The sequence below is a fragment of the Psychrobacter sp. I-STPA10 genome (genome assembly GCF_021012795.1).
Classification (GTDB): Bacteria; Pseudomonadota; Gammaproteobacteria; order Pseudomonadales; family Moraxellaceae; genus Psychrobacter.
Genome location: NZ_VFYU01000014.1, coordinates 99,240 through 125,333 on the forward strand (window position 1 = coordinate 99,240; position 26,094 = coordinate 125,333).

A 26,094-nucleotide genomic window follows, 5' to 3' on the forward strand; every position below is an offset into this window, starting at 1 on the left:
GTCATTCACTGTCGTAAAAACATAACAACTGCCTTTTTATTTTAAAAAAAGCATCGCATAATGAGGGTCAATCTAATTGAGTTTGTTAGCAGTTTTTCTTGTTAATTTATTAATTTCATTATTAAAAAATTATCAAATATAAAAAAACTGCTTGCCACCACAGAGACTACCATCATGATTATGACAACCAGTTTGGCTCAGATTTCACCGCTGATGACTTGGTCATCATTCGGCTATCTCTTATTGACTATTGGAATAATAGCAATGCTACTATCACCTTATCGTTACTTAATTGCTTATTTACTGGCAGGTATGGTCTATTGGTTCATCATTGATGCGATCCAATCAGTGCTGTTGTATCTATTTGCTGTGGATCATTGGCAAAGTTATATCTACTCACTTGCCATCACTTGGATATTTCTTGGTATCTGGTTTATCTATCGTCTGCATAAGCGCAGCCATATTAGCAATAGTAACGCTCAGTCCACCCTGATAAAAAATAAATATGGGGAAACATATATCGAGCACACACCCGTTTATACCAACTATCAGCCTCGTTTTCCAAACCCCAATTCATTTAATCAAAAGCAACTGCATAAATAATAATGTTGAATAAATAACCTTTAAAAATAAGAAAACACCAACATCCATAAGTAAGACATAAAAACAGTGTACACTGTTTCACTAACCGTTACATAACCATAAGGCAACCTATCCTCAATTTTGTTAAAATTCCTTATTAAGTACCCATGTTGATGTTATTACAGTCACAATCAAATAAGTAAAATATGGTGTATCTCATCATTATAGACACAATAAGACAAGTCTCATGGCTTGTTTTTTTGTATTATAGACATGTGCTTAGCATTGTAAAAAAGTGGGTGTGATAGCATAATATCTTTTTTAACCTAGCTTATAACTGAATATATATTCTTAACCCGTGCATATATCAATCATTTTTTAATACTACTTTCATAAATGGACAACCCTATGTTTACTATCCCTGTACTAAATATCAAAGTTGATGCCTTAGATGGCTTACTGGCAGCGGTTGGCTATCGTTTGTCCATGTTGGCAGACAGTGACAACGAAGAGTTTACCAAACTACTGGCAGATCGTGATGTAACCATTCAGCTTGGCAGTAAAGCTGATGATGTAGCTCGCTACTATCACTTTAATAATGGCGAATTTAGCCAACATGCAGGTGTGGCAGATAAGGCAGATCTCAGCATTGATTTCAAAGACTCAATGACAGGTGTCAAGCTACTAACTGGTGGTGATCTCTCTGCCTTTATGACAGCCATTCAAGATAAAGACATGAGCATGGAAGGTGACTATAGCCTACTGATGTGGTTTAACAAAATTGCTAAACACATCGTACCCGAAATTCCAGAGGAATTTAAACCGTATATTCAGCAAGCCAAGCCTTATGTATATCAAGCTCAGCAGTTTGCACAGCACTGGATTGGTGTGGCTAAGCACAAGCTTGGTAAATAAAATACTCCAATCAAATGATAAATGACAAGCAAAAATCAGCTAGGCGTCCAGTGGTAACTTAAAAATAGTAAGCCGCAATATTCTAAACTCTAGCTGCTATTCACTTAGCCATAAATCATTAACCAAATTGATTGATTATTGATTTATGGTAGGTACATGACATAGCCATATCTAAAGGATGAGCGAAACATGAGCGTTTGGACAGAGACGGTATTTAACCCCACCGCAGAAGCAATTAATAAACAACAATCCAATTCAGCAGCAGAACAAGCTGATCATGTTGCTATACGCCAGCGTGATGAGATTGCCAGATTATTTGACTTACCTCTGCTAGACTTGCTTATGCAAGCACAAACCATACATCGACAGCATTTTGCTGCCAATGAAGTACAGATTAGCACCCTACTGTCTATTAAAACAGGGAACTGTCCTGAAGACTGTGGCTATTGCTCACAGTCAGGACATCATCGTAAAAAGACAGGGCTACAAGCAGAAAAACGTATCGAAATAGACAAGGTATTGGCGGCTGCCAAACGTGCTAAAGCCTCTGGCTCATCTCGATTTTGTATGGGTGCAGCATGGAAACATCCCAGTGCCAAAGACATGCCCTATGTCACTGAACTGGTCAAAGAGGTCAAAGCGCTTGGTCTTGAAACTTGTATGACCTTAGGTATGCTCAAACCTGAGCAGGCACAAGAGCTTGCTGAGGCAGGGCTTGATTATTATAATCATAACCTTGATACCTCAAGACAATATTATGAGCAAGTCACCACCACCCGCAGCTATGATGATCGCCTAGAGACGCTCGCGCATGTGCGTCAAGCAGGCATCAATGTGTGTAGTGGTAGTATTGTTGGTATGGGTGAAAGCCGTGAAGATCGCATCGACTGGATTCATGAGTTGATCAAAATGCCAACGCCACCTGAGTCTATTCCCGTCAATCTACTTGTACCCATCAAAGGCACACCACTGGGTGATAAAGTCATCAATGAAGGTCAACTGCCTGTCCTAGAATGGATACGCACCATTGCCGTCACACGCATTTGCTGCCCCAAAAGTTATGTACGTTTATCTGCTGGACGTGAGAGTTTATCCGATGCCGAACAAGCCTTGGCATTTATGGCAGGAGCAAATTCATTCTTTTATGGTGATAAGCTATTAACGACCAGTAATTCTAGCCAGTCTAATGATGACCGCTTAATGCGTATGTTAGGCTTAAGCGCACAATTTGCTCAGCCGAAACAAGTACCTGTTATTGATGCGGTGAGCAAACACACCACGACTTTAGTGGTCGAAGATAGTTTTGGTTAATTCGGTTAAATTCATATCTACCCTTGTTTCTTGACTTTGTTCCTTAAGTATAAGCTGATTTATGACAGAATATTTTAACTGGATTAAAGCAGCGCACATCATCTCGATGGTTTGCTGGTTTGCTGCTATTTTTTATCTTCCTCGATTATTTGTTTATCATGCCATGAGTGAAGATAACATTAGCCAACAACGCTTTAGTATCATGGAGCGTAAGCTTTATCGTGGCATCATGACCCCTGCCATGATTGCCACATGGCTATTTGGTCTCTGGATGGTTATCTTAGGGTGGGAAGTCTATAAAACGCAAATGTGGCTACATATCAAGCTTACTTTAGTGGTGATACTCACTGCCTATCACTTTGCTTGTGGTTACTATCGACAGCAGCTAATGTCTAATCCACAATATAAATCGCACGTTTTTTGGCGGTGGTTTAATGAGATACCTGTATTTATCTTGATAGCGGTGGTTATTTTGGTGGTGGTCAAACCGTTTTAGACACTGATTTTATTCAACAATTAATAGCCTTTAGCAATACATAAAAAATACCACTATCATCAGTGGTATTTTTTATATATAGGACTTACGCAGTTTCATAGATTATTAGCGTCTGGTAATCATTTACTCGCTGGCTGTACGTAGTTCCAGAGGCTTCGTAAATAATTCCAAGCCGCTTGATTAAGACAAATATCGTACGTTTGCGTAAGTCCTAATATATTGTGCAAAATAGTACAGACTGTAAAGCAAACGAGATCAACACCGTCGCTATTTAGTAATACTTTAACTATAAAAGCTAAATCGGACGCATGATCTGATAAACATGACTCACATCATAGACCTTATAACGGGCAGGCTCTTGACGGCTTTCTCCTGCATAGCTTAATATCAGTGCTTGATGATTTGCCTCATCTACCCAGCCAATAAACATACCACTATGCTCAATATCATGATAGCCATGATTAATATAATAAATCCAATCCCCTGACTTTAGCTGCTCGGCTGTGGCATAAGGCCCTTGATGAAAATCACCTTTAAACAACACATCGCGTTTAACATTGGCATTATTAAACACTAAATTAAGATAATCCCAGCAACCACCTGAAATGATGGCTTGCTGATCTAATGCCATCGAACGTGCTTGTTTCAATACCCGCTGTGCTGGTGGTAATGCCAGCTCTTCAGCTGCCAACACCAATGGTAAGTATTCATCTGCCACATTGCTATATGACACTGACGGTAGGGGTTTTGCTAGTATAGAAGGTTGACCAGCAGACTGCGTAGCATCATAGGCAGCAGAAGCAGAAACACTTGGCAGCAGCAACAAACAAAACATACTCATAGCTGATAAATAAACATATCGACTTAACATTCTTGATGACATTTTATGCTCCTAATAAATCTATTTTTTGCATCACTAGTAGACAGCCTAATTATCTTGCATCTTTATATTGGCATGACGTTTAGTAAATTGCTGACCTTGTAATACCGCTTGCATGACTTGCGCCTCTTTATCAGATTCAAAACCCGTAATATGATACTTTTGTGCACCGCCACTATCTACTATTTGCAGCGAATTTTGTACCACATTAATGCCATCATCGGCTTGTAGCTGTACATTATTTGCCTTACCTGCCAGCCGATGCACAAACCCACCTTGATGTACCTCTAATATACCAGCATTAATTTGCTGCTGAGCTAATTTATTACGCTGTCCTCGACGACGGTTAAACACAAAGCTACCCACCACCAGCAGCCCCAAAGCAGCAATTGCCAAACGTTCAGGTAATACACTCATTGCCATAGCAACTGCAACTGCTCCTATCAAAAGGGCAAAAGCAAACCAAAACATGCCATCAGTAGCACCTTTCGATTGCTGGGCTAAAGTGATTGTTGCACCCTCATTTGTGAGTTTTAGCATGGCTCATTACCAACCCAACGCCGTTTGCTGCATCACAATCAACTCTGCAATGCCTTTTTCTGCCATTGCCAGCATTTTGTCCGCTTGTGCACGGGTAAAAGGCTTTTCTTCTGCTGTACCCTGTATCTCGATAAACTCATTTTTTTGCGTCATCACCACATTCAAGTCAGTATCACAGCTTGAGTCTTCTTCATAGCATAAGTCTAGATAAACTTCGCCATCTTTGACACCAACCGATACTGCTGCCACTAAGCCAATTAATGGATCGGATTTTAGTTTCTTTTTTTGTTGTAAGCTTTCTAACGCATCAATCATTGCCACCGCTGCACCTGTGATACTGGCAGTACGAGTACCCCCATCTGCCTGAATCACATCACAATCTACATAAATGGTGTTCTCACCCAACTTGGATAAATCCACCATTGCCCGTAAACTACGTCCAATCAGGCGTTGAATTTCTTGCGTACGCCCTGATTGCTTACCCCGTGCTGCTTCTCGCTGATTGCGGGTATTGGTCGCACGTGGCAACATGCCATATTCTGCGGTTATCCAACCTTTACCTTGTCCTTTTAACCAACGCGGTACGCCATGCTCCACACTGGCAGTACACAGCACTTTGGTATCTCCAAAACAGACTAAGACTGAACCTTCAGCATGTTTGGTGTAGCCTCGTTCAAAGGTCACTTGACGTAATTGGTCTAGCTTGCGATTATCTATACGCATGATATAACACTATCCTATATGATGATTGTCTGTTAATAATAACTCAGAATAAAATATGAAAAACTAAGAAAATAAAAAAGGGCTATTTATTACCCATCGCCGTAAAACCCTGCCGTTTAGGACAGGGATATAAGGCGGCATTTGGTATCGCATAACATCTCATACCACTTGCAAATAAACAATGGATTTGTCAAACTAATTCAATGAAAACCCTTAAGCTACGCATCAAAGATAAACACGCAAACCAGCTAAACAAAATAGCTGGCAGTGTCAACTATGCGTGGAATTACATCAATGAACTTAGCCTTAAGCACCTAAGGCGAACAGGCAAGTTCTTTTCAGCCTATGACCTAAATACCTACACTAAAGGCAGTGGTGAACTATTAGGCTTACACTCACAAACTCTACAAGCTATCAACGAGACCCACGCTAAAGCCCGCAAGCAATTCAAAAAAGCTAAACTCAACTGGCGAACTAACCGACCTGATGCCAAGCGTAAAAGCCTAGGCTGGATACCGTTTAAAAAATCAGCCATCAAACTGCTAGCAACAAGACAAAGCGGTAAGAAATCACTCAAGTCTACCCTACAGCTTAGCCTAGCCAAAGGCAAAAAACTCATCATCGAAGTATGGGACAGCTACAATCTAGCATTGTATGACCTAAATACCCTTGAGGTCGTACAAGATGCAAGAGGTAGATGGTATGCCTGTATCACCGTCAAAAACCATCTAAAACAAACCTGTGGCAAAGGTAGCGTTGGTATTGACCTAGGACTAAAAGAATCTGCCACCACCTCAAACGGTGACAAACTCACCACCAAACAAACGCAAAAGTGGGCAAAAAAACTAGCAGTTGCTCAAAGAGCCAAAAACAAACAGCGTGTTAAAGCAATACACACCAAAATCAAAAATACACGCCAAGACTTAATTCACAAATTCACCACCCAATTAGTCAAAGACAATGCTCTAATCGTGGTCGGTGATATTAAATCACGCTCATTCACAAGTAAGAAAACCAAACAGGCTAAATCAACATACGATGCAGGTTGGTTTGAACTCAAACGACAACTGGAATACAAATGCAAGCATGCAAGTTGTCAGCTTGAGATTGTGGGTGAGAGTTACACCACCCAGACCTGTTCGCACTGTCACAAAATAAGCGATAGTAGTCCGAAAGGTAGAGCAGGTCTTGGAATAAGAGAATGGACTTGTGCAAAGTGTGGCACATGGCATGATAGAGATATTAATGCCGCTAAGAACATTCTTGCGGTCGGGCTTGACCGTCTCGCTGGAGGAATCACCACCCAATAGTAATGTTGCTATGCAGAGTGAGGGAATCCCCTTACTTTAGGGAGGGGAGGAAGTCAAATAAACAGCCCCTATCCTAACGTGATGTCTTACTAATCGCAACTGTGTTAGATTAACCTAGCACAGTTGCTGTACCTTTAGCAGCTCAATACTAGTCCAAACCTTCCATTTTACGTAACTCTTTACGCAATATCTTACCGACGTTAGATTTTGGCAGCTCGTCCACAAACTGAATCTGACGTGGACGCTTATAGCCTGTGAGATTCTTTTTACCAAAGTCGAGTAGCTCTTTTTCACTGACCTCACCTTTTTTAACCACAAAGATTTTTGGCTCTTCACCACGCTCTTCACTAGGGACACCAATCGCACCACATTCTAAGACATTGGGGTGCTCTGTCATCATCTCTTCAATTTCATTTGGATAAACATTAAAGCCTGAAACCAAAATCATATCTTTTTTACGGTCAACAATTTTAATAAAGCCTTTTTCATCCATGATGCCAACATCACCTGTTTTTAGATAACCACTTTTGGTAAAGCTCTCAGCAGTCTCTTCAGGGCGATTTTGATAACCGAGCATCACTTGTGGACCTTTAACACAAATCTCACCACGCTCACCAATTGGCATCTCATTGTCATCATCGTCAACCAAAATGACATCGGTACTAGAAGCAGGCACCCCAATTTTGCCAGTAAACTCAGAGATGGTCATTGGATTAAAGGCAACAACAGGTGAGGTTTCAGATAGTCCATACCCTTCAACAATAGGCAATCCTGTAATATCATGCCATTCTTTAGCAACGCTTGGCAATACTGACATACCCCCACCAATTGATGCCTTAAGGTTAGAAAAATCTAATTTTTTGAATGCCTCTTGATGCACCAGTCCGTTAAACAAAGTATTAACTGACGGCAGGAATGATGGTTTGTATTTATCAATTTGCTTGATTAAATCATCTAAATCACGAGGATTTGGAATGAGTAAGCTGGCATAGCCTTGATACATCGGATACATGCCACAGACCATAAACGAGAACACATGATACAATGGTAGGGCAGTTAGAATAATATCTTTAGAATTTACATCATCTTCAAAGGCACTGTTCATCAATGCACTGATTTGTAGCATGTTGGCAACTAAGTTACCATGAGTCAACATTGCTCCTTTGGCAACACCTGTTGTGCCGCCTGTATACTGTAATAATGCCACATCACTCAAATCCATATCAGGACGTTGATAGTTGTTTGCAGACACAGCATTTAATGCTTCTTTAAAGTCAATGCTACCAGACAGATTATAACTAGGTACCATTTTTTTGACATGACGCACCACAAAGTTGACGATATGCCCTTTTACAAAGCCCAGCATATCTCCCATGCTACACACCACAATATGCTCAAGATCCCCTTTACTTTCAGCTTTATCAAGGGTGCTGGCAAAGTTTTCAATGATAAAAATTGCTTTAGCACCACTGTCTTCAAGCTGATGCGAAAGCTCTCGACTGGTATATAATGGGTTGACATTAACCAAGGTCATACCCGCTCGTATCACCCCCAATGCCACCACAGGATATTGCAATACATTGGGCATCATCGCAGCAACTTTATCGCCCTTTTTTAGCCCCAATGACTGTAAATAAGCTGCTATCTGTCGGCTATATAAGTCTAGCTGACGATAATTGATGCTTGCATCCATACAAATAAAGGCAGTTTTATTGCCATAACGCTGGAAGTTTTTTTCAAAAATATCTAACAATGAGCTGTCTTTGGCTGGCATTTCTATGATTGCAGGAATACCATAACGCTCATAAGTATCAAGCCATGGGCGGTCAGTTGGAATCTCTGGCATGGTGGGATAACCACCCTCAGTCATGCTCTCATTATTGTCTGGTACTGGAATGGGTGTATTATTCGTTGTTGGTGTGCTTGTACTCATAAGATTACCTAAAAATCAAAATAGTTATAAATGGAAGAAAGTAATATATCCGTTATTTTTGCGGTTAATTATTTTTATATAGTTAACCAAATATGATACTAATTCAAGAAAAATGCATAAAGTTAATATATTTAATACAACAAACACTAATCATCAGTGCATAGCTTATGATTAATCCTACCCTAAGCTTAACTTTATGTCATATATCATGGGGAATAAATTTATCTATAAGAAAAAGCAAATTACCCTATTTAACCATTTCTCTCGATAGTATTTTGTGAATTTAAAGTCACAACATCATACTTGTAGTGATTTTAATGGTTTTGATGATTTGCAATGCTGTACTCAATTAAGTAAAAAGCACAGCATAAACACTAACCTTGTTATGATTTTTGCGATCTAAACCCCACACTCAACTTTACCCCCTCCAAGCCTCCCCCTTAAAAAAGAGGGAAAAACTGGTTTTTAAGTCCTCCCCTTACTTCAAGGGGAGGGTATGGGAGGGGTCATATATCAAATTAGTAAAATAAGTTAAGAGTAAGGTTATATAAATAACCTTCTATAAAAGCATATCGCAAACACTATGCCTTACGCTTTTGCTCCTCTAACTGACGCAACTCTTTACGCAAGATTTTACCCACATTGGTTTTGGGCAGCTCATCGACAAATTCTACATGACGCGGACGTTTATAGCCTGTGAGGTTTTCTTTAGCATAGGCTAATACTTCTTTTTCACTCAGACTGGTATCTCTACGTACCACAAAAATCTTTGGTACTTCACCACTTCTTTCATCTTCTATACCAATGACGCCACATTCAACAATCTGTGGATGTCCTGCCATCACGTCCTCAACCTCATTGGGATAAACATTAAATCCAGACACCAAAATCATGTCTTTTTTACGATCGACAATGGTAAAGTAGCCTTCCTCATCCATGACTCCAATATCACCTGTGCGAAAAAAGCCATCATCCGTCATCACATCATTGGTGGCATCTTCTCGATTCCAATAACCCTTCATTACCTGTGGGCCACGCACACTAATTTCACCTCGCTCACCTAAAGCCACTTCATTACCTGCATCATCTAAGATAGCCACATCTGTTTGTGGCATAGGGATACCAATCTTCCCTGTAAACTCAGTCAATGATACTGGATTAGCCGTCGCAATCGGAGAGGTTTCAGACAACCCATAGCCTTGAATAATCACACTGCCTGTCACCTGTTTCCATAAATCAGCAGTTGGACGTAGTACTGCCATACCACCACCCATCGACATACATATTTTGCTGTGGTCTAACGCCTGAAACTCTTCACTATTTGCCAAGCTATTAAACAAAGTATTCACCGCAGGAAAAAACGCAGGCGGATACTGTTTATAAGCTTTGATTAAACTTTGCTCATCACGAGGATTGGGTATTAATAGCCCAATACAACCACGGTACAAGCCAAACATACCACATACGGTAAATGAGAAGATATGATACAAAGGCAGCGCAGTCATAATCACAGGCTGATCGTTACTATCATCAAACCCTGCCAGACCACCTGCCAAAAAGGCATCGGCTTGAATGAGATTTGCCACGAGATTTTTGTGTGTCAGCATTGCGCCTTTTGCCACACCTGTCGTACCGCCTGTATATTGCAAAACTGCCACATCTTCAAGCCCAATATTGCTCGGACGTTGATAACGCTGTTTTTTACCAATGCTCAGGGCTTGCTTAAAGGTAATGCTACCAGCAATATTATAATCTGGTACCATTTTTTTGATATGACGCAGCACTGTATTAATCATAAAGCCTTTGAACGTGCCCATTAAATCACCCATCGAGGCGATGACAACTTTATCAACCAATTTTTTACCAATGTCTTGATAAGTTTTGGCAAAGTTTTCGATAATAAACAATACTTTAGCATCTGAATCATCAAGCTGGTGTGCCAGCTCCTTTGAGGTATATAAAGGATTGACATTGACCAACACATAGCCTGCCCGCAGCACCCCCAATACAGTGACTGGCATCTGTAAGATATTAGGCATCATCACCGCCACTTTATCACCTTTTTCTAGCCCAAGTGATTGTAAGTAAGCGGCTATCTGACGACTATAATCATCTAGTTGAGCAAAAGTCAGCTCAGCACCGAGACAAACATATGCAATTTTGTCTTTATAAGTGGCAAAGCTTTGTTCAAATACCTCAATCAAGGACGTATCAGCAGCAGGCAGTGTGATGTCATAATTTAAGCCCAGCTTTTTATATGTTTTTAACCACTCTTTACCATTACGACGGACGAGGTCTTGTTGATTGTCCATAATCTTACTACTCCAATTAAGCTCATTATTGTCATAAATACCACCACCAAAAAAGTACGGTACGGCATCATATATATTTCTTATTTGTTAAAATACACTACTTTGATGATAAGACTCAATATAAAAAATCAGTACACTTGTGAACTATACACCCCAATCCATCATCACCCACGCCTTATAATACAAAGCCTTTCAAGATTGAAAGGCTTATTTATATATTATTTATTTAGGGTGTGTTTCAAAAATTATGCTGTGATTATTTTTAATAAATTACCATAGTCTCAGTCCTCCCCCTAGCCCCCTTCTGAAAAAGAAGAAGAAACTGGATTTTAAGCCCTCCCCTTAATCTAAGAGGAGAGTTTGGGAGGGGGCATATAGGACTTTAGAAAATAAAGTTGAGAATGGCGTATGTAATAAGGTACTAATCACTCACAACTGCTTAGCTTAGTTGAACGTTCGCTTTAGCCTTCACTTTCATCAGGGACAAACACATAACCCACTCCCCATACTGTTTGGATATAACGGGCTTGTGAGGGATTGTCTTCGATTAAACGGCGCAGACGAGAAACTTGCACATCAATAGAACGCTCCATTGCTCCCCATTCTCGCCCACGAGCAAGATTCATCAGCTTATCACGGGTCAATGGCTCACGGGGGTGTTGCACCAGTGCTTTGAGCACCGAAAACTCACCTGTGGTCAAAGTCACCACATTGCCATCACGCTTTAGCGTGCGAGTTGATAAGTCTAATGACCAAGGGCCAAATTCAACCACTTCTACCTGCTGACTGGGCGCGCCTGGTAACTCACGGCTTTGACGGCGCAATACAGCTTTGATACGTGCCAGCAATTCTTTAGGGTTAAATGGCTTAGGCAAGTAATCATCAGCACCCGCCTCAAGACCTGCAATGCGGTCACTGTCTGCCCCTTTTGCGGTTAACATAATAATCGGAATATCGGTATTATCTGCTCGCAAACGCTTACAAATACTAATACCATCTTCTCCTGGTAGCATTAAATCGAGCACAATGAGCGAAAATAACTCACGCTGCATCAGTTTATCGAGTTGGCTGGCATCATGGGCTGTACGCACCACAAAACCATCATCTTCCAAAAACCGCTGTAATAAAGAGCGTAATCTGGCATCATCATCGACGACCAATATCCGTTGGGTTAGCGTATCGTGTGTATTATCTGGCATGTTTATCGTCCTTTTTATATTAAACCAACTACAAGAAAATTTAGAAACTGTATTCATAATCCAAAATCAGGGGAATTTTAAACTAAAATTACGTAATACAAGGCAAATTTTGGGGCGAATAGTCACTCTATTTAACCCAAAATTTAACGCCGTAGTACGTCTATTTTAGGTAAAAAGCTACCATTATGGGTTGTGAATACAGGTTCTTATTATTCAATATATGAGTATGATAGTTATTGTACTCAGAAAAGTGGGAAAAATGCGATAAAGCTGTATGTATTTGTTTAACGGTTTAAAGCTCTATTGACAGAAACTAAAAAACTCACTCTCCTCACTCTTTATCTTATATGATTCAACCCTCTAATGCCTATACTTATAGCCACTTTATACACATTTTTGCCAATATTTTTATCTTCTACATAAATAGGTCGCTATCACAACTTGATGCAATCAAACTCAATAAAGCTAAAAAGGATTTCTATTTTCGTGACTTTTGCTATAATGCAGACCACACTTAAGCCAATCATTGATTATAGATATGAGCCTGACTGATACTGCTGTAACCCAAGACACGCAAACAAATACCCTTGATGCCAACACCACTACTGCCATACATAATAAATTGGCAAAAGATATTGGTGTCAAACCTGCCCAAGTCAATGCTTTTGTGAAGCTATATGATGAAGGCGCAACTGTGCCCTTTATTGCTCGCTATCGCAAAGAGAAAACCCAAGGACTAGACGATGCTCAGCTACGCGCTTTAGAAAAAGGCTTGAGCTATGAGCGTGATATGGCAACTCGCAGACTCAAGATTCTGCAACTTTTAGAAGCCCAAGGCAACTTAACAGATGAGCTAAAGACACGCATCGAAAATGCCAGCTCCAAGCTTGAGCTTGAAGACATTTATTTGCCTTATCGCCCACGTCGCCGCTCATTGGCTGCTAAAGCACGTGCAGCAGGACTCGCAGCAGTAGCACAAAAGCTACTGACCGAAGAGGTGACACCAACTCAAGCCTTAGCAGACTATCAGCAGCCTGAGCAAGTTGTTGATGATACTGGCAACGAGATAGAAGTCGACTTTACTGATATCGATAAGCAACTCGCTGGCGTAACAGCAATTATTATTGATGGCTGGACGCAATCTTTAGCGCTACTAGACACCCTACGTACTGGCTTTGCAAAAACTGCCACCATTCATACCAATCTTGCCAATGAAGATAAACGTGAAGTTGGAGAGAAGTTTGCTGATTATTTTGAGCATAGTGAAAGCTTAGCTCGCCTACCAAACCATCGTTTACTTGCCATGCTACGTGGTCGTCAAGAAAATGTCTTAGCAATTAAAGTTGATGGTGAAGACGCGCCATTTATTGAAAAAATCATCAATAACTTTGAAATTGATGCCAAACAACCTGCTGAGCGTCGGCAATTTTTACAATCAGCAGCACAAAGTTTATGGCAAGACAAATGGCGTCCGCATATTGAGCATCGTTTATTGACCGAAAAACGCTTGGCGGCAGAAGCCGATGCCATTCAGGTATTTGCTAATAACCTACAACACCTATTAATGGCAGCCCCCGCAGGACATCAAGTAATACTCGGTGTTGACCCTGGTATTCGTCATGGGGTAAAAATGGCAGTCATTGATGCACAAGGGCATGTCGCAAGTCATACAGATGGTACACCTGCCACCGCCACTGTGTATCCTTTTGCACCCGATAACAAAATTGATGACGCCAAACAAACCATTCGTCAATTACTAAAAGAACATCAGGTCAATTTGGTTGCCATCGGTAATGGTACCGCAAGCCGAGAAACAGATGCGTTAATCAAATCTATTATTGAAGCTGATGACGATATTCAAGCCACCGCCGTGGTGGTCAATGAATCTGGGGCATCGGTATATTCTGCCAGTGAGCTTGCCAGCGATGAGCTTGCCGAGCTTGATGTATCATTACGGGGTGCAGTTTCTATCGCCCGTCGCCTACAAGACCCTTTATCAGAGTTGGTTAAAGTAGAGCCCAAAGCCATTGGGGTTGGGCAATATCAACATGATGTTAACCAAGCTCAATTAACTGACAGCTTAGATAAAGTCACCCAAGACTGTGTGAATGCTGTCGGCGTTGATGTCAATACCGCCAGCCCAGCTATATTAGCCCACATCGCTGGTCTAAATCGCAATGTTGCGCAGCAGATTGTTAACTATCGCAAAGAGCATGGTGCATTTAATAGCCGTGAAGAGCTTAAAAATGTACCACGTCTTGGGGTAAAAACCTTCGAGCAAGCCGCAGGCTTCTTGCGTATTCGTAATGGTGAAAATCCACTAGATGCCACTGGCGTACACCCAGAAAGTTATGATTTGGTACAGCAGCTACTTGAAAAATCAGGCAAAACACTCGATGACGTGATTGGTAATAATGAGGTACTACAAACATTAGATACCCAAGCGCTTGCTGCCGCTAATGATGACAACATCAGCATCAGCTCAGTTCTACAAGAGCTAGCCAAACCTGCCCACGACCCTCGCCCAGAGTTCAAAACTGCCAAATTCCGTGAAGATGTCAATAGCATCAAAGACTTAGAAGAAGGCATGCAACTTGAAGGTGTCATCACTAATGTTACTGCCTTTGGCTGCTTTGTTGATGTGGGTGTGCACCAAGATGGCTTAGTACATATCTCACAAATGGCAGATGACTTTGTTGAAGACCCCATGAATCGTGTCAAACCTGGTGATATTGTCAGTGTACGTGTCATCTCTATTGATGAGAAGCGTGGACGGATTGGCTTTAGTATGAAATCCGAGCAAGCAGCAGCTAACAAAAAACCTGCTACTCATGGTGATAGCAAGTTTGATAACAAAGCTGATAACCAAGTTAATAACAAAGCTAACAACAAAGCCGCTACTCGTCGTCCTGCACGTAAAGCTAAAGGTGACCAAGAGACGCAAAAATCTTCTCGCCGCCAACATGCCAATACGAATCGTGGCAAGAACAAAGCAAGCCCAGCAGCTGACAACAATAAAATTGGTACACTAGGTGCATTACTTAAAGAAGCTGGGCTTAAATAGAAGTTGTATAGATATCAGGTGCTTGCATTTACTTATAGGCGCTTCACCTCTATCGCATTTAGCTTACAATCAACCAAAACTGAAAAAAGACACCTTTGAATACAAAGGTGTCTTTTTTATACCGCCAATATTTTAAAATAGGTCTTGTGCTGTCATTTGAGCTATTAATTAGTTATTTTAGTTATGTGGTACTTCGATGACAGTCACATCACCATCAACCGTGGCATTATCTAATACTTTTGGATTTACCTCCGTACCCACAACCACCGCTTGATTAGTACCATTGTCTATTACCACCGCTGTGCCGTTATTGGTAGCAACTCGCTGAATCTGTTCAACTGGGGCAATGATGACTTTTTTCACTTGATATTGATTAGACTGACTAGGTCGTATGCTGCGGGTTTCTTTAATCACAACTGGCTCTATAATCACCTCTTCTTGTATGGCTAGCTGAGCAGCAGGGACAGGAACAACGCTAGCAATACTGCTAATAGGGGTTGGGAATTTTGCACCAAAATGATTGTCACATTGCTGCATGGTAATACGCACAGGGACACCAGCACGATTTTTATACACATTCACAGTCATATCTGGAGAAAATGGCACATATTTACCCACCAATACACCTGACACCCCATAACGACCACGTGCCTGTCCCACGCCTTTATCACAAGCACCAGCCGTATAATCACTGCTATTAAAAGACTTATCAGCCACCACACTATTCGGTATTTGCACTTCTGACAACTTCATTTGGCTAACCGAAGCTTCCCCTGCCCACCGCTTTGGTCTTTGATAGGTATAAGAGGTATAAAATTTCGCGGTGCCATCTTGTACCGCTGCCACACATTCATCATAACTGTCATAGCCCACATTGCCATGTGCATCTGTTGTCATGGCGGCATTTGCCGTTGTGGCTAACAAACTCAAGCCTGTAGCTGCCATTGCAACCATCAATAATTTTAATTCCATTATTTTTTTACTCCTAGTTCACTGATACACTTACCTTTTTATCTAAAGGTATTTATGTAACAGTATCTTGTTACTGTTACTCAATTTATATTACGTGAGTCAATCTGGCTTAGTTGTGTCATTACGCTGACGAAGTGTAGCGTTATGTATCATTTATTGTGATTCTTTATCGTCCTAATCAATTTAGATAAGCTGTGACAGTAGCCGCCATACAACAATCAGCACCTATAAAGTAAGCAATAATAAATATGCAAGAAAATATAGATGCAGATATGCACCGCTGTGGGTGAGTATGCTACACTAGCAAAAATCCATTAACTTGTTTTTATATGCTAAGCGTTATACCAAACCTTTGACTATTTATACTTATTATTTAAATCGGTTATCAAAATCAAGTAACAGTCACAACAATAGAAATAGTAGATAAGACATGCTTTTATTTAAGCATTGTTTAGTATATAAAAAATAGAAGCCCACTAAAAATACAATGCAACAGATATTCCATCTGTTATGATTTTATTTGGGATTTATATTAAATTTACAAAAAATTTGTTCAGATGAAAGGTAAGATTATGAGCAGTGCATACGATGACATCAAAACCCGCTTACAAGGCTCTATGGTTGCCTTGGTCACACCCATGCTTGCAAATGGCGATGTTGATTATAAACGTCTGGCACAGCTGATTGATTGGCAAATAGATGAAGGCACACACTGTTTAGTGGCGGTTGGTACAACTGGCGAATCAGCAACTTTATCTATGCAAGAGCACAGTGATGTCATTCGTTATTTTATTAAGCATGTCAATGGACGCGTGCCTGTGATTGCAGGTACAGGCGCAAACAATACCAAAGAAGCAATTAAACTGACCCAAGATGCCAAAGAAGCAGGTGCAGATTGTGCGTTACTGGTTGCGCCTTATTATAATAAGCCCACCCAAGAAGGATTGTATCAGCACTACAAAGCCATTGCCGAAGCAGTGGATATGCCGCAGATGCTTTATAATGTACCTGGGCGTACAGTGGTTGATATCGCGCAAGAAACCGTCGAACGTCTTGCCGATATCCAGCAAATTGTCGCCATTAAAGATGCCACTGGCTCAGTTGAGCGTGGCAAAGCATTGATTAATGCTGTGGGTGAGCGTTTGGTGGTTCTCTCAGGTGATGATGGAACAGCACTTGAGCTTACCAAAGTTGGCGGCAAAGGTAATATCTCTGTGACTGCAAATATTATCCCCAAAGTGATGAGCGACGTCTTTAGTACTGCCCTGCAAGGTAACGTAGATGCTGCCCTACAAGCTCATGATGCCATCAAACATCTACATCAGGCGATGTTTGTTGAATCCAGCCCCATTCCAGTAAAATATGCCTTGCATAAAATGGGCAAAATTGACAAAGGCATACGTCTTCCTTTGGTCTGGTTAGATGAGAAATATCACGCCCAAACTGACGCTGCCCTACGCCAAGCAAATTTAATTGACTAATTTTATATTTTTAATAGGCGATTACTCTAAGTTAAGTTTTAAGTTCAGTTTTAAGTTAAATACAATCGTTTAGTCGCCTAGTAAACCTATTATAGACTTCTGCCTAGCTCATAACATAAATTATCATAAGACATAGGCTTATGAAAGGATAACACCATGAATATACGTGCAATACGTTGGTTAAGTCTCAGTATCATCGCTGGACTTAGCCTAGCAGGCTGTCAAACCGTCAAAGGTTGGACAAATAAAATTGATAATGGTAGCTTGAATTATACCCAAGCCAAACAATTAGAACCAATAAAATTACCTGCAAACCAACAAACTGCCCCTTTTATCCCTTTATATCCGACACCAAATGTTGGTAAAAATACCTTGAAAATTCAGGACGAAGAAGGCAAACGCTACCAACTGCCACCGCCACGTCGTATGGCAGTCTCACCCCAAAATTCTTAATTTCCTAAATTCTTAATTTCCTATCCAAAGGTAGTAGTACTACCATTACAATGTTAAATTATTAAATGACAGGACAACAGTCATGCAAAAACAACAATTATTATATAAAGGCAAAGCCAAAACCGTTTACGAAACTGATGAGCCAGATTATCTTATCTTACATTTTCGTGATGATACTTCTGCCTTTAATGGTGAACGTGTTGAGCAGCTTGGTCGCAAAGGTCAAGTCAATAACCGCTTCAATGCCTTTATTATGCAAAAACTTGCCGAAGCAGGCATCGAGACCCACTTTGAACGTCAGTTATCTGATGATGAAGTATTGGTCAAACGCTTGACAATGATACCCGTAGAGTGTGTGGTGCGTAACTTTGCCGCTGGTAGCCTGGTACGCCGTCTAGGCTTAGAGGAAGGTATGCCACTCACTCCGCCTACCTTTGAATTATTTTATAAAGATGATGGCTTGGGCGACCCAATGGTCAATGAGTCCTTATCTATCTCGCTTGGTTGGGCAACGCAGGAGCAGCTTGATACCATGCGTGAGATTACCTTTAAAGTTAATGATGTGCTTAAAGGGTTATTTGATGAAGGTGGCCTAATGCTGGTCGACTTTAAGCTTGAGTTTGGTGTATTTCAAGACCGCATTGTTCTAGGTGATGAGTTCTCGCCAGATGGTTGCCGTATTTGGGACAAAGAAACCAAGAAAAAACTTGATAAAGACCGCTTCCGCCAAAGCTTGGGTGATGTGATTGAATCTTATGAAGAAGTGGCTCGTCGTATTGGTGTTCCATTAGCATAATAAAAACAAGCCATTCGCCTACAAATAATAACACCAAGCTGAATATAACAAGGTTATGTTCAGCTTTTTATTTTTACAATATCCAATAAGCCATAGTCAGCGAAATTATAAACTGGTACAAGGCAGGCAAGTGTAGATAGTATGGTTATACAGCAAACGAGCCTAACACCGTAACAGTTATCAAGTTCGTTGACTATAAAGCTGTAGATAAGCCTCAACATAGGAGCAAATACCATGTATAAACTCACCGTATTTATTCCCGATAGCCATTTAGAAGGTGTAAAAACTGCCCTATTTATTGCAGGAGCAGGCACAATTGGCAATTATTCTCACTGCTGTTGGCAGGTGCAAGGCACAGGACAATTTAAGCCATTATCAGGTAGCAACCCACATATTGGACAACAAGATAAAATAGAACAGGTGACAGAGTGGCGAGTCGAGATGGTGGTGGCAAACGATAAGATTCATGCTGTGATAGACGCATTAAAGCAGGCGCACCCTTATGAAACGCCTGCTTATGATGTGATACAAATAATTGATATTTAACAATAATAACGTAACGCACAGACGATAAACCAAACAATCAACAATAGAGTATTTGCTCTCTTAATTACTAACTAATAGCGTTTGCGCCCACTTTACTATAAAGAGTTTTTCCAACTTCACTGCTATACGTTGGTTTTAGAATGTCACTGACAAATATCCAGTCTGATTGACACTGCTCTGCTGTTACCGTAATCAGCATATAACCACGTTGATGAGTATCACAATACTGCAAGTCTTTGACAAGCTGTATTAATGCCATTTGCAGTTGTTGTGGATTGGCATTGGGCAGATATTCTTCAAATCCTGGTGAGGATACTGAGCTGGTGGCAAACTCAACCCCCACACTCTCTCCATCTTTTGTGGTCAAGTTGCTTGCCCATGCGTTATGCGTATCCCCTGAGAGTACCACCAAATTTTTATTAAGGCTCTTAGCCGCATTAAGTACTAACTCACGTGCCGCCGCATAACCATCCCACGCATCTAGATTATAAGGAATAGACGGCTGTGCCAAAATCGCTTGCTCGGTTGCACTTAACTGGGCAGGGTTTATCTGTGCCTTTTGTGCAATACTTAGATACGTCGCCAAATCAATACCCGCCTTTGGGTTAACAATATTGAGTATCACTGGAGCTGGCATTAACATACGTGCCATCAGTATTTGCTGCCCGAGTAGCTGCCAAGTTGCATTGGAATTGCGTAACTGTTCAACCAGCCAATTGGTCTGTTTTAAACCTAACAGATGGCGATTTTTATCATAGATGGCTTGAGTAAATTTGGCAGCATCTAAACCCATCGCCCCTGTGTTTACATCGATAGTGACATATTTTTGATAATCAAGCTGTTTATCACGCCCCACCACCCGAGTATCAAGCATATACAAGCTTAGCAGCGAACCAAAGTCAAAGCGACGATAAATTTCACTGGGTACTTGGTTACGAGTTGGTAGCCACTCATGATACGCTGTCACCGCAGCTAGCTTACGCGTATCCCACTTCCCCTCGACATCTGGCTGATGATTTTCTGCGCCATCTTTAAAAGTATCATTGCTTAGTTCATGGTCGTCCCAAACCGCAATCATCGGGATACGCTCATGTAAGGCTTGCAAATCTGGGTCAGTTTTATATTGCGCATGACGCAAACGATAGTCTTGAATACTGACGATTTCTGTCTCTGGCATTACTTCTCGCTTTAGCTTAGAAGCATTTGTTGAGGCATAGGCAGGTACTTTCTCACCACTTTGGTTAACGGTGTTACGACCATACTCATAAATATAATCACCCAAATGCACACAAACATCGATGTCATCACGACGTGCAGCATCAGCATAGACATGAAAATAGCCCGCAGGATAATTGGCACAGCTAAATACGGCTAGCTTTACCTGCTCGACGTTTGTAACAGGCAAGGTTTTAGTACGTCCTATACGGCTTTGTGTATCGCCCACCGAAAAGCGATAGTAATAAGTCGTTGCAGGTTTAAGCCCATCAGCATCGACTTTTACCGTATAATCTTGACGCGCAGTGGTAGTGACACTACCTTGATTGACCACTTTTGACATCTTGGCATCTTCAGCAATTTGCCACTGTACTTTGATTTCAGAGGGCTTAGCCTCAGACGCCTTAATAACTGGTGTGACTCGTGTCCACAATATCACTTTATCTGCCAATGGGTCGCCACTGGCAATCCCATGTTCAAAGCTAACCACATTGTCTGATGTTATAGATTGCGTCGAGTGTTTATTATCATGATGACAGCCCACCATACCCAAACTAAGCCCTGTTACGGCTGCTCCACCCACACCTTTGATAAAACGGCGACGATTGAAAGGCACAGATGATTGCCCAGCAGGGCTATTTATTTTAGCCGCTGTATCAGCAATAACATTATGTATGGGGCATATGGCATGCGCTGTGTGCCCACTATTTGTGTTTGACTGTTTGCTAGAGGAATTGCTGGTGGGAGAGGTATCCGTGTTGCAAATTTGGTCAACTTGACTATTCTTGCTATCATTTTACTGGCTCATGGCTGGCATCTTCTCTACTTAGTAATTAAAATACAAGCATTATTCAAAAAAAGTATGACGGCACTATGACAATTTTAAACTCTAACACCTAATTTGATGGTTTTCCCCTCTTATTTAGTGTCTTAACCACCTTAAATATAGTTATGAGAACTTTTATAAAATTGCTAATATGAATGATATAAATATTATAAGTAATAAGGAATTGAGATGTCTTTTCTAAAAGATTTAGGTAAAGGTCTAGGTGAAGTCACAGGTGCAGTACTTGGTGGCACAATAAAAGGTGCTGGCGAAATTCTTGACAGTAAATTTGTACAAGAAGTTGGTACAGGTGTTGAAAAATCGATGACGCATACAGGCACACTATTAGGTGAATTAGCAGATGGTATTGCTGATGTTGGTATTGGCTGTATTGACAAGAATGAACAACAAACCAATCAAGGACTTAATAATCTAGGCAACACCATCAAGACTTTTGGTAGTCAAGTGGGACAATCAGCCACTACCATTGTTGATCAAGGCATAACCACTGTAGATGCACTTAGTCATGGCGACTATGAAACTGCAAAAATAGGAGTAGCAGGGTTAGCAAAAGTTGCTGCTGTATCAGTATTAGCTGTTGGTGTAATAGATATTATTGATGGGGTTGATGCTATAGATAGCAATGTATTAGCAGTAGATGATACAACCGATACCGACTACATACAAGTAGAGAATACAAATATCCATGAAGTCTCTCCCCATGAGCGAGTATTGGCAGATGGTCGAGTAATTTGGGTCGATGGTGATGGTGATACATCTATTAACCGTGATACAGGTTGGGTGCAAACCAATCCCAATTATCGTATTTCAACATAGTATTTATTAAATTAAGGAAATAAACATGAATATCAGCAAATTTTTTGGATTGATTTTTTTACTATTTTTAATTTTATTTTTAATACCTGCAATTGGTGCTATTATTTTGGGTGCATTTAGTTAGTTTATTATTATTTACCACAAAAGATGGAAAAACTTATAATCAGTCTCAGCTTATTTATGAGTTTTGTTAATTTTTCTTCTTAATCTTTTTTTATTGATTAATTTTTTGATAAAACTCCATATATTGTATAATATGACTTTATAATTTTTCCTGTAGAGATTTGATAATTTCATTTAGTCTATCTATTTGCTGTTCTTGCCTTTTTAGCATGCGGTCTTTTTGGGAAAGCAGTTCATTTTTATGTTGTATAGTAAGCTTCATTTTTTCTATTTCTACAGTAGTTTGTTCTGATGCTCCATAATAATTAATACTATGGCTACTACTATCCCCATTAATTAACCAAATTAAACCTTGTTTATTTAATGATAATAAATCAGGCAAATCAACACCAAATACTTCGCTAATTTTTTCTAGTTTTTCCAGATATAGCTTACTTTCTCCACGTTCAAGTTTTGCATAACTATTAAGAGACATATGTAGTTTTTCTGCCATATCTTCTTGTGTCCAATCATTCATTGCTCTCATCATACGAATTTTTTCAGTTACTTTCATTATTATTCCTCTTTATTTAATAGTTTTAGCTAAAACTACTTTACCCCAAATTCGACAATATCGCCACTTCCTTGATATAGCTTAATAAGTCGGTTTCAGATTCAGCCAATAACTCGTCATCATTCATGTGTTTGGCATACTCTATCCATAACAATAACTGATAGACACTATTGCGCTCAGATGCCGAAAATTGCTTTACAAACTGCTTCAACGTAGACTCATCATTGATATTCAGACGGGTATACCAAGCTTCAATTTTTGCTGCTTGTTCAGGGCTAAAACGAATTTGAAACAGGGTATCAACCAAATCATGACGATTTTCTTCACTAATCAACTTGCCCACACGCTTAATCTGCCGATTACGGGCATTGGCACTGCTGATATCAGCCAAAGCCGTTAATTCATCTAAAAAATACTCACTGGCAGGCAGTTTTTTCATTTGTTTTTTGGATAAGGCTGCCAACGGCTCGGCAAGCTGCTGTAAACGCTCGTGTGATTTTTTAAGCTCGGTGCGTGACACTCGCATGTCATGTTCTGACCAATCAATCATATAACTTCTCAAATAATTTTTTATAAGTAATCAATCATCAATCTTTAACAATCAAATGAACGATTATTCTATAGTGATTATAGTGGTTAAGCTAACCAACGGGCTCTTTCACGATGCTTAACCACCACCTTCATTGCTTTAGGCAATTTATCTTGCAGTTTATCTGCCACCGCTTGGGTAATAAACACTGAACGATGCTTGCCACCTGTGCAACCAATGGCAACCGTCACCGTATGCCGATTATTGTGCAAAAAGTCAGGCAACCAACGCTGCAAAAACTTGCCAATATCAGCTTGCATCTCTGCCACTTCAGGATAATCGCCAAAAAAGTCAGCCACCTCTTGGTCAAGACCTGTCTTTACTCGTATCTCAGGCTTCCAGTGAGGATTGGGCAGTATACGTACATCAAAGACAAAGTCAGCATCAATCGGAATACCATATTTAAAGCCAAATGATAACAAGTTCACCGTTACCTTATTATCCACCCCTATCTGCTCACGCACACACTCTTTAAGCTGATGAATATTAAGCTGGCTGGTATCAATTTTTGTTGTTGCTCGACTGGCAATAGGCTCTAGTAACTCCACTTCTTTTTTGATGGCATTGGGCAAATTATGTACTTGGCTATCTGCTTGTGCCATCAATGGATGTACCCGACGTGTGGCATCATAACGAGCAACCAATACCGCTTCTTGTGCTGTCACATACAATATATTAATGGCATCAGCACCATAAGTGGCAACCAATTCATCTTCGATTTGGGCAAAGTTTGATAAGTCTGATTTTGGTGTGCGTACATCAACACCCAATGCGACTTTATAAATACCACTTTCTTTGATGAGCTTCGCTGCTGCATCAGGTATCAACGATAATGGTAAATTATCAATAGAATAGTAACCAAAGTCTTCTAGTATATTCAGCACTGAGGTTTTGCCTGAACCTGAGCGACCAGAGACGATTAATACACTCATAGAAGATGGCTCAGTATGACTGCTATTCATAATAAAGTTCCTGTTTATCATTTTGTTATCATTATTAGTTGGCTAATTAATTATTAGTTAATAAGTTTACCTGCTTAACTTGTCTATCATAAATAATCTAATAAATAAATACAGTACAGTATATACAGTAAATATAACCTACTGTCGATATTTATATACAGATTCTTAGGGTCTGTTGAACATTCATCTTCATAGGAAAAATTGAAATAAATTTGTCTTAGTCAAGGCAATGAACGCAGGTAATATCGGGATATTAACCAGTTCATTAACGCAGAATAAGGCAAATTTAGCCAATTTTTACATGAAAGTAAAAAGTAGCCATATCCCTTGTAGATATTAGCCTAACGGGGTGAAAGTTCAACAGACCCTACTATGACATCGGTATTTTAACTATCACTTGTTGGTTATCAAGTAAGCGCGCTTTGCCAAGCCAAGCGGCAGTTACTATGACCAATGCTGTATCTTGCTTGGTATTGCTGATGTTTTGTAAGTCTTGCCTTCTGACTTCAAGATAATCAACTTTAAATCCTGCGTCATTAATCTGAGTGATACTGTCATCAATTAAGCTTTGCAAAATACTAAGGTCTGTTGCTGATGCCTCATTGATATGCTCAGCTTGCGTAAGTTTATCTGCTAATTGTGACACGTACTGATGCAAAACAGGGGCGATTTTGCGCTCATCTGCACTTAAATATTGATTACGTGAGGATAATGCCAAACCATCATCAGCACGTACAATGGGTGCGGCAATAATCTCAATATCATAACTTAAGTCTCGCACCAGTTGACGAATGATGGCAAGCTGTTGATAGTCTTTTTGCCCAAACACAGCAACATTCGGTTGGACAATATTAAATAATTTACTGACCACCAAGCCAACCCCATCAAAGTGAGTGGGGCGTGTCTGTCCACAAAGTTGACTGCTAATCTCACCTGCCAGCACTTGTGTCGGTGGGGGTAATACGGGATACATGTCATCGACACTGGGAGCAAAGATATAGTCAACACCCACGCTGGCAAGCTTTTGGGTATCAGCGTCAAGGGTACGGGGATAACTGTCTAAGTCTTCGCCTACGCCAAACTGAGTCGGATTGACAAAAATGCTGACCACAACGATATCAGCGTGTTGCTTTGCCAGTTTAACTAAGGATAGGTGTCCGTCGTGTAGGTTACCCATGGTCGGTACTAGGGCGATACGTTGGGTGCCTCGGTGCGGTTTTAGGGTGTCTCTAAGTGATGCAATGGTGGTAATGGTGGTGGTCATGATGGTGTCTCTTATTCTTAATGATGTGCTTGTTTGTACTGCTAAATAGGTCGATGAACGTGACTCAAATAAGGCTGTTTAGCCCTGACGTGAGCGGTATCCTGCTCGGCTGGGCGGGTTGCAGTGGCTAGGTTTTGAGGTGGTCGCTCGTTTAGATGGAACGCCCCAAACCGTGTCACTGCCCCGCCTAGCTGGGCAGATACAAGCGGTCG

At 40.5% G+C, this 26,094-nt stretch carries 24 protein-coding genes; 11 read left to right on the plus strand and 13 right to left on the minus strand.

Annotation, left to right across the window (positions count from 1 at the left end; translation table 11 throughout):
- The first annotated feature begins 174 nt into the window (after positions 1-174).
- From FHK89_RS06300 to hemJ, 4 genes are all read left to right on the plus strand, one after another.
- Positions 175-603 (plus strand): hypothetical protein, encoded by a 429-nt coding sequence (locus FHK89_RS06300; protein WP_230658099.1) that lies wholly within the window; start codon positions 175-177, stop codon positions 601-603.
- 387 nt (positions 604-990) lie between these two features.
- Positions 991-1,497, plus strand: coding sequence for a hypothetical protein (locus FHK89_RS06305; RefSeq protein WP_230658102.1), 507 nt, complete (start codon positions 991-993; stop codon positions 1,495-1,497).
- Positions 1,498-1,686: 189 nt separating this feature from the next.
- Positions 1,687-2,808, plus strand: coding sequence for a biotin synthase BioB (gene bioB, locus FHK89_RS06310; protein WP_230658105.1), 1,122 nt, complete (start codon positions 1,687-1,689; stop codon positions 2,806-2,808).
- 61 nt (positions 2,809-2,869) lie between these two features.
- Entirely contained in the window at positions 2,870-3,304 is a 435-nt protein-coding gene (gene hemJ, locus FHK89_RS06315) for a protoporphyrinogen oxidase HemJ (RefSeq protein WP_230658107.1), read from the plus strand.
- Positions 3,305-3,599: 295 nt separating this feature from the next.
- On the opposite strand, the gene FHK89_RS06320 is transcribed toward hemJ, so the two are convergent.
- From FHK89_RS06320 to rph, 3 genes are read right to left on the minus strand one after another with little or no spacing between them, the layout of a single operon-like run.
- Positions 3,600-4,187, minus strand: a complete 588-nt coding sequence (locus FHK89_RS06320; RefSeq protein ID WP_230658110.1) for a hypothetical protein — start codon at positions 4,185-4,187, stop codon at positions 3,600-3,602.
- Positions 4,188-4,232: 45 nt separating this feature from the next.
- The gene (locus tag FHK89_RS06325; protein WP_230658113.1) at positions 4,233-4,724 is read right to left on the minus strand and encodes a hypothetical protein; all 492 of its coding nucleotides are present in this window, start codon (positions 4,722-4,724) and stop codon (positions 4,233-4,235) included.
- A 6-nt stretch (positions 4,725-4,730) separates the two neighbouring features.
- On the minus strand, positions 4,731-5,447 hold the full coding sequence (rph, locus tag FHK89_RS06330; RefSeq protein WP_230658116.1) for a ribonuclease PH: 717 nt from the start codon (positions 5,445-5,447) through the stop codon (positions 4,731-4,733).
- A 203-nt stretch (positions 5,448-5,650) separates the two neighbouring features.
- Here rph and FHK89_RS06335 point away from each other — a divergent pair, with 203 nt between their 5' ends.
- Positions 5,651-6,757, plus strand: coding sequence for an RNA-guided endonuclease InsQ/TnpB family protein (locus tag FHK89_RS06335; RefSeq protein ID WP_230658118.1), 1,107 nt, complete (start codon positions 5,651-5,653; stop codon positions 6,755-6,757).
- A gap of 148 nt (positions 6,758-6,905) precedes the next feature.
- Here the strand turns inward: FHK89_RS06335 and FHK89_RS06340 are convergent, their stop codons facing one another.
- The 3 genes from FHK89_RS06340 to ompR all read right to left on the minus strand — a co-directional run bounded on the left by FHK89_RS06340 (position 6,906) and on the right by ompR (position 12,201).
- Complete coding sequence (locus FHK89_RS06340; protein ID WP_442966564.1) at positions 6,906-8,627, minus strand: AMP-binding protein; 1,722 nt, start codon at positions 8,625-8,627, stop codon at positions 6,906-6,908.
- 644 nt (positions 8,628-9,271) lie between these two features.
- Entirely contained in the window at positions 9,272-11,002 is a 1,731-nt protein-coding gene (locus FHK89_RS06345; protein ID WP_230658121.1) for an AMP-binding protein, read from the minus strand.
- A 461-nt stretch (positions 11,003-11,463) separates the two neighbouring features.
- Complete coding sequence (gene ompR / locus FHK89_RS06350; protein ID WP_230658124.1) at positions 11,464-12,201, minus strand: osmolarity response regulator transcription factor OmpR; 738 nt, start codon at positions 12,199-12,201, stop codon at positions 11,464-11,466.
- A gap of 538 nt (positions 12,202-12,739) precedes the next feature.
- On the opposite strand from ompR, the gene FHK89_RS06355 reads away from it, so the two are divergent.
- Complete coding sequence (locus FHK89_RS06355; RefSeq protein ID WP_230658127.1) at positions 12,740-15,265, plus strand: Tex family protein; 2,526 nt, start codon at positions 12,740-12,742, stop codon at positions 15,263-15,265.
- Positions 15,266-15,442: 177 nt separating this feature from the next.
- On the opposite strand, the gene FHK89_RS06360 is transcribed toward FHK89_RS06355, so the two are convergent.
- Positions 15,443-16,237 carry a hypothetical protein gene (locus FHK89_RS06360; protein WP_230658130.1) on the minus strand — a complete coding sequence of 265 codons (795 nt, stop codon included), beginning with the start codon at positions 16,235-16,237 and terminating at the stop codon, positions 15,443-15,445.
- A 572-nt stretch (positions 16,238-16,809) separates the two neighbouring features.
- Here FHK89_RS06360 and dapA point away from each other — a divergent pair.
- From dapA to cutA, 4 genes are all read left to right on the plus strand, one after another.
- The gene (gene dapA, locus FHK89_RS06365; RefSeq protein ID WP_230658132.1) at positions 16,810-17,718 is read left to right on the plus strand and encodes a 4-hydroxy-tetrahydrodipicolinate synthase; all 909 of its coding nucleotides are present in this window, start codon (positions 16,810-16,812) and stop codon (positions 17,716-17,718) included.
- Positions 17,719-17,874: 156 nt separating this feature from the next.
- Complete coding sequence (locus FHK89_RS06370) at positions 17,875-18,171, plus strand: hypothetical protein (protein ID WP_230658136.1); 297 nt, start codon at positions 17,875-17,877, stop codon at positions 18,169-18,171.
- An 82-nt stretch (positions 18,172-18,253) separates the two neighbouring features.
- Positions 18,254-18,967: a phosphoribosylaminoimidazolesuccinocarboxamide synthase gene (gene purC, locus FHK89_RS06375; RefSeq protein WP_230658138.1), complete on the plus strand. Its 714-nt coding sequence runs from the start codon at positions 18,254-18,256 to the stop codon at positions 18,965-18,967.
- 234 nt (positions 18,968-19,201) lie between these two features.
- The gene (gene cutA, locus FHK89_RS06380; RefSeq protein WP_230658141.1) at positions 19,202-19,513 is read left to right on the plus strand and encodes a Nif3-like dinuclear metal center hexameric protein; all 312 of its coding nucleotides are present in this window, start codon (positions 19,202-19,204) and stop codon (positions 19,511-19,513) included.
- Between the two features lie 67 nt (positions 19,514-19,580).
- Here the strand turns inward: cutA and FHK89_RS06385 are convergent, their stop codons facing one another.
- On the minus strand, positions 19,581-21,344 hold the full coding sequence (locus FHK89_RS06385) for an alkaline phosphatase D family protein (RefSeq protein WP_230658144.1): 1,764 nt from the start codon (positions 21,342-21,344) through the stop codon (positions 19,581-19,583).
- A 399-nt stretch (positions 21,345-21,743) separates the two neighbouring features.
- Between FHK89_RS06385 and FHK89_RS06390 the strand changes: the two genes are divergently transcribed.
- Entirely contained in the window at positions 21,744-22,391 is a 648-nt protein-coding gene (locus FHK89_RS06390; protein ID WP_230658147.1) for a hypothetical protein, read from the plus strand.
- A 262-nt stretch (positions 22,392-22,653) separates the two neighbouring features.
- On the opposite strand, the gene FHK89_RS06395 is transcribed toward FHK89_RS06390, so the two are convergent.
- The 5 genes from FHK89_RS06395 to FHK89_RS06415 form a co-directional block, all read right to left on the minus strand.
- Complete coding sequence (locus FHK89_RS06395) at positions 22,654-23,067, minus strand: helix-turn-helix domain-containing protein (protein ID WP_230658150.1); 414 nt, start codon at positions 23,065-23,067, stop codon at positions 22,654-22,656.
- A gap of 40 nt (positions 23,068-23,107) precedes the next feature.
- Entirely contained in the window at positions 23,108-23,617 is a 510-nt protein-coding gene (yjgA, locus tag FHK89_RS06400; protein ID WP_230658153.1) for a ribosome biogenesis factor YjgA, read from the minus strand.
- Between the two features lie 86 nt (positions 23,618-23,703).
- On the minus strand, positions 23,704-24,618 hold the full coding sequence (rapZ, locus tag FHK89_RS06405) for an RNase adapter RapZ (protein WP_230658156.1): 915 nt from the start codon (positions 24,616-24,618) through the stop codon (positions 23,704-23,706).
- Between the two features lie 370 nt (positions 24,619-24,988).
- Entirely contained in the window at positions 24,989-25,882 is an 894-nt protein-coding gene (gene panC / locus FHK89_RS06410) for a pantoate--beta-alanine ligase (protein ID WP_230658159.1), read from the minus strand.
- Between the two features lie 41 nt (positions 25,883-25,923).
- On the minus strand, positions 25,924-26,061 hold the full coding sequence (locus FHK89_RS06415) for a hypothetical protein (RefSeq protein WP_230658162.1): 138 nt from the start codon (positions 26,059-26,061) through the stop codon (positions 25,924-25,926).
- Positions 26,062-26,094: the final 33 nt, after the last annotated feature.